Annotated in this window: 8 protein-coding genes; 5 read left to right on the top strand and 3 right to left on the bottom strand. The window is 73.7% G+C overall.

All coding sequences use genetic code 11. The features are described 5' to 3' along the window. The first annotated feature begins 5 nt into the window (after positions 1 to 5). The 4 genes from M1O15_RS30275 (at position 6) to M1O15_RS30260 (ending at position 3,724) form a co-directional block, all read left to right on the top strand. Positions 6 to 1,331, top strand: a complete 1,326-nt coding sequence (locus tag M1O15_RS30275) for an APC family permease (protein WP_248637436.1) — start codon at positions 6 to 8, stop codon at positions 1,329 to 1,331. Between the two features lie 51 nt (positions 1,332 to 1,382). Beyond that, positions 1,383 to 2,654: an exodeoxyribonuclease VII large subunit gene (xseA, locus tag M1O15_RS30270; protein ID WP_248637434.1), complete on the top strand. Its 1,272-nt coding sequence runs from the start codon at positions 1,383 to 1,385 to the stop codon at positions 2,652 to 2,654. A gap of 10 nt (positions 2,655 to 2,664) precedes the next feature. Beyond that, a complete protein-coding gene (locus M1O15_RS30265) occupies positions 2,665 to 2,976 on the top strand; it encodes an exodeoxyribonuclease VII small subunit (protein ID WP_248637433.1) in 312 nt (103 codons plus the stop codon). 157 nt (positions 2,977 to 3,133) lie between these two features. After that, entirely contained in the window at positions 3,134 to 3,724 is a 591-nt protein-coding gene (locus M1O15_RS30260; RefSeq protein WP_248637432.1) for a malonic semialdehyde reductase, read from the top strand. A gap of 80 nt (positions 3,725 to 3,804) precedes the next feature. Here the strand turns inward: M1O15_RS30260 and M1O15_RS30255 are convergent, their stop codons facing one another. Further along, a complete protein-coding gene (locus tag M1O15_RS30255) occupies positions 3,805 to 4,380 on the bottom strand; it encodes a DUF4245 domain-containing protein (RefSeq protein WP_248637431.1) in 576 nt (191 codons plus the stop codon). 128 nt (positions 4,381 to 4,508) lie between these two features. Here M1O15_RS30255 and glpX point away from each other — a divergent pair, with 128 nt between their 5' ends. Continuing rightward, positions 4,509 to 5,540 carry a class II fructose-bisphosphatase gene (gene glpX / locus M1O15_RS30250; RefSeq protein ID WP_248637430.1) on the top strand — a complete coding sequence of 344 codons (1,032 nt, stop codon included), beginning with the start codon at positions 4,509 to 4,511 and terminating at the stop codon, positions 5,538 to 5,540. A 115-nt stretch (positions 5,541 to 5,655) separates the two neighbouring features. Here the strand turns inward: glpX and M1O15_RS30245 are convergent, their stop codons facing one another. Both M1O15_RS30245 and M1O15_RS30240 read right to left on the bottom strand, forming a co-directional pair. Then, positions 5,656 to 6,036: a WhiB family transcriptional regulator gene (locus tag M1O15_RS30245; protein WP_248637429.1), complete on the bottom strand. Its 381-nt coding sequence runs from the start codon at positions 6,034 to 6,036 to the stop codon at positions 5,656 to 5,658. 228 nt (positions 6,037 to 6,264) lie between these two features. After that, positions 6,265 to 6,972 carry a DUF1707 SHOCT-like domain-containing protein gene (locus M1O15_RS30240; RefSeq protein ID WP_248637428.1) on the bottom strand — a complete coding sequence of 236 codons (708 nt, stop codon included), beginning with the start codon at positions 6,970 to 6,972 and terminating at the stop codon, positions 6,265 to 6,267. Between the last annotated feature and the right edge of the window lie 47 nt (positions 6,973 to 7,019).

Raw genomic sequence — 7,019 nt, 5'->3', positions numbered from 1 at the left:
CGGGGCTGAGGCGGACGCTGGGGTTCCGGGACCTGGTGGTCTACGGGCTGCTGTTCATCGCCCCGATGGCGCCGGTCGGTGTGTTCGGCACGCTGGACGCCAAGTCGGGCGGCGCGGTGGCGCTGGTGTACCTGGTGGCGACGGTGGCGATGGCGTTCACCGCGTTCAGCTACGCGCAGATGGTGCGGGTGGCTCCGCAGGCCGGGTCGGTGTTCGCGTACGCCCGGAAGGGGCTCGGCGAGGGGCCGGGGTTCATCGCGGGGTGGATGGCCATGCTGGACTATCTGCTGATCCCGGCGGTGGCGTATCTGTTCGCGGGGATCGCGATGGAGGCGCTGGTGCCCTCGGTGAACCGCTGGGTGTGGACGCTGCTGGCGGTGGTGGTCACCACCCTGCTGAATGTGTGGGGGGTGCGGGCGGCGGCCCGGGTGGGGTTCGCGGTGCTGGCGCTGGAGATCGCGGTGCTGCTGGTCTTCGTGGTGTCGGCGGTGGTGGTGCTGGTACGGGACGGGGCCGAGCGCGGCTGGCTGACCCCGCTGACCGGTGACGCCTCCTTCTCCCTGGCGGCGGTGCTGGGCGCGGTGTCGGTGGCGGTGCTGTCGTATCTGGGCTTCGACGCCATCGCCTCCTTCGCGGAGGAGGTGACCGGCGGGTCGGCGAAGGTGGCGCGGGCGGTGCTGTTCTGCCTGGTGCTGGCGGGGACGCTGTTCGTGGCGCAGACCTATCTGGTGGCGCTGCTGGAGCCGCTGTCCTCGGCCGAGCTGGCGGCGGAGCCGGCCCGGCAGGGCTCGGCGTTCTATGACGCGGTGGACGCCTCGGTGGGCGGCTGGCTGCACGATCTGGTGGCCGCCAGCAAGGCGATCGGGGCGGCGTTCGCGGCGCTGGCCGGGCAGGCGGCGGCCGGCCGGCTGCTGTTCGCGATGGGCCGGGGCGGGCGGCTGCCGCGGGCGCTGGCCCGTACGGACGGCGGGGTGCCGCGGGTGGCGCTGCTGACCGCGGCGGTGATCACCATGGCCGCGGCACTCTGGGCGGCGCAGCGGGACGACGGCCTGGACCAGCTGGTGTCGGTGGTGGACGTGGGCGCGCTGACCGCGTTCGTGCTGCTGCACGCGAGCGTGGTCGGCTGGTTCGCGGTCCGCCGGGCCGGTGCGGGCGAGCGGGTGGAGTGGCTGCGGCATGTGGTGGTGCCGGTGCTGGGCGCGGTGATCCTGGTCGCGGTGATCGTGGAGGCGGCGACCTCGGCGCTGGTGGTCGGTTCGCTCTGGCTGGCGGTGGGACTGGTGGTGCTGGCGGTGCAGTGGGGACGCAGGGGGCAGGACCAGGCGCTGTAGGGGGCGCGCGGGCCGGTGGGGGTGTCGGTGGTGGCGCGTACGCTCGCGGGCATGGGTCTTTCTACGTCGGCGGAAGCGCCGCTGCCGGTGGGTGAGGTGTCGCGGCTCATCGGGGGCTGGATCGACCGGCTCGGGGTGGTGTGGGTGGAGGGCCAGATCACCCAGATCTCCCGCCGCCCGGGGGCCGGGGTGGTCTTTCTGACGCTGCGCGACCCTTCGTATGACATCTCGGTCGGGGTCACCTGCTACCGGCAGACCTTCGACGCCGTGGCGGACGTGGTGTCCGAGGGGGCCAGGGTGGTGGTGTGCGCCAAGCCGGAGTGGTACGCCCCGCGCGGGCAGCTCTCGCTGCGGGCGACCGAGCTGAAGCCGGTGGGCATCGGGGAGCTGCTGGCCCGGCTGGAGCGGCTGAAGCGGACGCTGGCGGGTGAGGGGCTGTTCGCGGCCGCCCGCAAGAAGCCGCTGCCGTTCCTGCCCCGGCGGGTGGGGCTGGTGTGCGGGCGCGCCTCGGCGGCCGAGCGGGATGTGCTGGAGAACGCCCGGCGGCGCTGGCCCGCGGTGCGCTTCGAGGTGCGCAACGTTCCGGTGCAGGGGGCGCGGGCGGTGGCCGAGGTGGTGCGGGCGGTGAAGGAGCTGGACGCGCTGCCGGAGGTCGAGGTGGTCATCGTGGCGCGGGGCGGCGGCAGCGTGGAGGATCTGCTGCCGTTCTCCGACGAACAGCTGGTACGGGCGGTGGCCGACTGCCGTACGCCGGTGGTGTCCGCCATCGGCCATGAGCCGGACTCCCCGCTGCTGGACCTGGTCGCCGACCTGCGGGCGTCCACGCCGACGGACGCGGCGAAGAAGGTGGTGCCGGACGTCGGCGAGGAGCTGGACCGGGTGCGGGCGCTGCGGGACCGGGCGCTGCGGACGGTGCGGGGGCTGCTGGACCGGGAGGAGCGGGGCCTGGCGCACGCGCTGGCCCGGCCGGTGATGGAGCGGCCGGTACGGATGGTGGAGGAGCGCCGGGCCGAGGTGGAGGCGCTGGTGGCGCGGAGCCGCCGGGTGCTGGGCCATCTGCTGGACCGGGCCGACTCGGAGCTGTCGCACACCCGGGCGCGGGTGGTGGCCCTCTCCCCCGCGGCCACCATGGAGCGCGGGTACGCGGTGCTCCAGCGGGCGGACGGCGGGGTGGTCCGCTCGGCGGAGGAGGTGGCTCCGGGCGAGGAGCTGCGGGCGCGGGTGGCCCGGGGGGAGTTCCCGGTGCGGGTCAGCGCCGACGGCGACGGCGGTCCCTCGGGGGCCGGATCCGCGGAGCCGGGCACTGTCGTACCCGGCCCGTAGGCTGGTCGGCATGGCTGAGACGACGGGCGCGACGACCGAGGTGACGGAGGCGAGGGACGCGGTGAGCGCGGCGGAGGGCGTGGCGGCGGCGGACGCCGGAGCGGCGGGAGCCGGGGAGCGGGCGGCCGCGATCGGGTACGAGCAGGCGCGCGACGAGCTGATCGAGGTGGTGCGCAGGCTGGAGGCGGGCGGCACCACGCTGGAGGAGTCACTGGCGCTCTGGGAGCGCGGCGAGGAGCTGGCCCGGGTGTGCCGGCACTGGCTGGAGGGTGCCCGCGCCCGGCTGGACGCCGCACTGGCGGAGCCCGAGCGGGAGGGATGAGTTGCCGGGAGAGGGGTGAAGCCGGGAGGGGAGCTGCGGACCGGCGGCGCGGAGGCCTTGGAGAGGCCCCGGCAGAGGCCTTTAGTTGAAAGTTAAATATATCTGGGTGTAGGGTGAAGCCGCCAGAACGCACCCGTCGCCTGAAAGGCACCCGACCATGTCGCTCGTACTCGACGCCGCCGCCCAGGACCTGCTCTTCCGCGAGGCCCGCACCGCCAACACCTTCACCGACGAGCCGGTGACCGAGGAGCAGATCCAGGCGATCTACGACCTGGTGAAGTACGGGCCGACCGCGTTCAACCAGACCCCGCTGAGGGTCGTGCTGGTCCGCTCGGCCGAGGCCCGCGAGCGCCTGGTGCCGCTGATGGCCGAGGGCAACCGGCCCAAGACCGCGGCCGCCCCGCTGGTCGCCATCCTCGCCGCGGACAACGAGTTCCACGAGGAGCTGCCGACGCTCCTCCCGCACTTCCCGCAGGCCAAGGACATGTTCTTCGCGGAGCGCCCGGCGCGTGAGCAGGCCGCCGGCCTCAACGCCGCCCTGCAGGCCGCCTACTTCATCGTGGGCGTGCGCGCCGCCGGGCTGGCCGCCGGCCCGATGACCGGCTTCGACTTCCCGGGCGTCCAGAAGGAGTTCCTGGACGACGACCACACCCCGCTGATGATCGTCAACATCGGCAAGCCCGGCCCGGAGGCCTGGTTCCCGCGCGGCCCGCGCCTGGCGTACGAGGACGTCATCACCTCCGTGTGACCGGCACCCCGGTACATACGAACGGCCCGCCACCCCCGGGAGAGGGGGACGGCGGGCCGTTTCGCATGGGTGCGTGCGGGTCAGGCGCCCGGGGCCTTCGCGGCGGGGGACGGCGCCGCGGGGGCCGGGGTGGGGGCCTCGCCCGGGCGCAGGGCGGTGGCCATCTCGGCGAGCCGCTTCTCGTCCGCGGTGCCGGTCACCACCGTGGTGACGCCCTTCTCGCGGAGCACCAGCGCGTCGTACTTGGGCCCCTCGTACCGCTGCCAGCCCCGGCCGGCGACCTCCCGGGCGGCGCCGGTGTCCCGGGCGCCGTGGGTGACCTCGTCGATGTACGTGACGGGCGCGGACGTGGACTGCTCCACCGCCACGTACTCGCGCTCGGGGGTGAGGTAGCCGAGGTGCCAGGCGTCGCCGCTCCGCCGCTCGTACGAGACCGAGGTGGGCCGCCAGTCGGTGGGCAGGCCCTTCGGGGACAGCACCGGGTAGGGCGCCGCCCGCTGGGCGGTCACCAGCTCCACGCCGTAGTCGACCGGCTTGATCGGGTCCGCGTTCTCGTCGTGCGGGACGAAGAGATAGATCACACCCGCCGCGACCAGGATGACCGCCATCGACTGGAACATCCCGCGCACTGTCTGCTTGCCTCGCATACCTGCCACGGGTCTATGGTCGCATCAGGGGCGGCTGCTCATCCGTGGGGCCCTCTGCTCAGTTTGTCGACCTGGCGATAGAGTCACAGCACCCTCTTCTTACCTGCGGCCGTCGCCGTACAGAAAGGTGCGTCTCGATGACCGAGAACCATCTGCCGTCCGAGCTCGAGGTCTCCCCCGAGGCTCCCGACCGCAACCTGGCCCTGGAGCTGGTGCGGGTCACCGAGGCCGCCGCGATGGCGGCCGGCCGCTGGACGGGCCGGGGCGACAAGAACGGCGCCGACGGTGCGGCGGTGCGCGCCATGCGCACCCTGGTGCACACCGTGTCGATGAACGGTGTGGTCGTCATCGGCGAGGGCGAGAAGGACGAGGCGCCCATGCTCTTCAACGGCGAGCGCATCGGCGACGGGACCGGCGCCGAGGTGGACATCGCCGTGGACCCGATCGACGGCACCACGCTGGCCGCCAAGGGCATGCCCAACGCGATCGCCGTGCTGGCCGCCGCCGACCGGGGCACCATGTTCGACCCGTCCGCGGTCTTCTACATGGACAAGCTGGTCACCGGCCCGGAGGCCGCGGACTACGTGGACATCAACGCCCCGGTCTCGGTGAACATCCGCCGGGTCGCCCGGGCGAAGAACTCCTCGCCCGAGGACGTCACCGTGGTCATCCTGGACCGGCCCCGGCACGAGGGCATCGTCAAGGAGATCCGGGAGACCGGCGCCCGGATCAAGTTCATCTCGGACGGCGACGTGGCCGGTTCGATCATGGCGGTGCGCGAGGGCACCGGCGTGGACATGCTGATGGGCGTGGGCGGCACCCCCGAGGGCATCATCAGCGCCTGCGCGATCAAGTGCCTGGGCGGGGTGATCCAGGGGAAGCTGTGGCCGAAGGACGAGGAGGAGCGGCAGCGCGCCCTGGACGCGGGCCACGACCTGGACCGGGTGCTCACCACGACCGACCTGGTCAGCGGGGAGAACGTGTTCTTCGTCGCCACCGGCATCACCGACGGCGAGCTGCTGCGCGGGGTGCGCTACCGGGCCGAGACGGCCACCACCTCCTCGCTGGTGATGCGATCCAAGTCGGGCACCATCCGGCAGATCGACTCCACCCACCGCCTCTCCAAGCTGCGGGCGTACAGCCAGATCGACTTCGACCGGGCGAAGTGACGACCGCCGGCTGAGACCCCCGGATACGGAGACGGTCCGGACACGCGAGGAGGCGCCCCCGGTGTGCGGTGGGGGCGCCTCCTCGCGTATGCCCCTGCCGGTCGGGGGCGGGTGCTCAGCCGGCCGCGGCGATCTGGTGACTGTCGCTCGCGGCGGCCTTGCGCAGCTCCACCTCGCGGCGCCGCCGCCGGGCCAGCACCACGCGGCGCTCGGCGGCGGTGAGGCCGCCCCACACCCCGTACGGCTCGGGCTGCAGCAGGGCGTGCTCGCGGCACTCGATCATGACCGGACAGCGGGCGCAGACCCGCTTGGCGGCCTCCTCGCGCGCCAGCCGGGCCGCGGTGGGCTCCTTGGACGGCGCGAAGAACAGACCGGCCTCGTCCCGGCGGCAGACCGCCTCCGAGTGCCACGGGCCGTCCTGGTCCTCGCGCGTCGGCAGACGCTCGGAGGGGGCGGATGCGGCGGCCTGGAGGGGCTGATGCGGCAGTGGCAGCACGGTCTACTCCTGACGACGACGGCGGCGAGCGGCCTCGCGAGTGAGAAGAGGCGATCGAGCAAGCCCTACCCATCGTGCGTGCGCCTAAGCGCTGCGTGGCCCGCGGGCCCGCGCGTCAAGCAGGCGTCCGGCCGAAACGCGCCGATGGCGCGCGGGAGTTCGCACCGGCGCGCGCCAACTCCCGTACGGAAGGCTCCCGTACGCGGGGCTCCCGTACGGGGAGGGGATTCAGTGGCCCAGGTGCTTGCGCATCCGGGCGTGCAGGTCGGCGACCCGCTTGCCGCGCTTGGCCTTGGCCTCGATGTTCCCCAGCAGGGCGAAGCCGTTGACCACGACCACCGGCGCCTCGGGGTCGACCGCCTCCAGCGACTCCACCTCGAAGTTGCCGAGCACTCCGCTGCCGGTGCCGCGCAGGGTGACGTTCTCCGGCACCCGCACCTCGACGTTGCCGAAGACGCTGGTGGCGTTGATCGTGGTCAGCCGCTGGGTGAAGACGGCCTCGGTGAGGTCGATCTCCACGCTGCCGAAGACGGAGACCGCCTGGGTGCGCCGGCCGACCCGCCAGCGGCCCTTGCGGGTGGAGCTGGACAGCACGGCGATCAGCTTCTCGGCCGGTCCGTCGCCGCCGCCGGGCTCGTACGCCGCGGTCTCCCGGCCGGACGGGCGGCGGGCCGGCTCCGCGGCGGGGGCGGCCGGGGCACCGGGGAGGTCCCGTACCAGCGGCTCCAGCTCGCCCATGGTCTTGGCGCGGTAGACGGCGTCGATCCGCTCCCCGTGCTCCTCGGCGTCCAGCCGCCCCTCGGCCAGGGCGTCGCGGAGGATGTCGGCGGTGCGGTCCCGGTCGGCGTCGGAGGCGCGCAGCGACCCGGCCGGGTCGGCGGCGGTGGGCCGGGCAGGGCGGTCGGACGGCTGCGGGGGCTGCTTCTGGAGGTCCACCGTCCCAGCGTAGCGAAACGCGATAGATCGCGACAGGGGATGCGCTC

Origin of the sequence: Streptomyces lichenis, assembly GCF_023218175.1 — a bacterium.
Taxonomy (GTDB): Bacteria; Actinomycetota; Actinomycetes; order Streptomycetales; family Streptomycetaceae; genus Streptomyces; species Streptomyces lichenis.
This window is presented reverse-complemented; position numbering and strand designations above follow the sequence as displayed.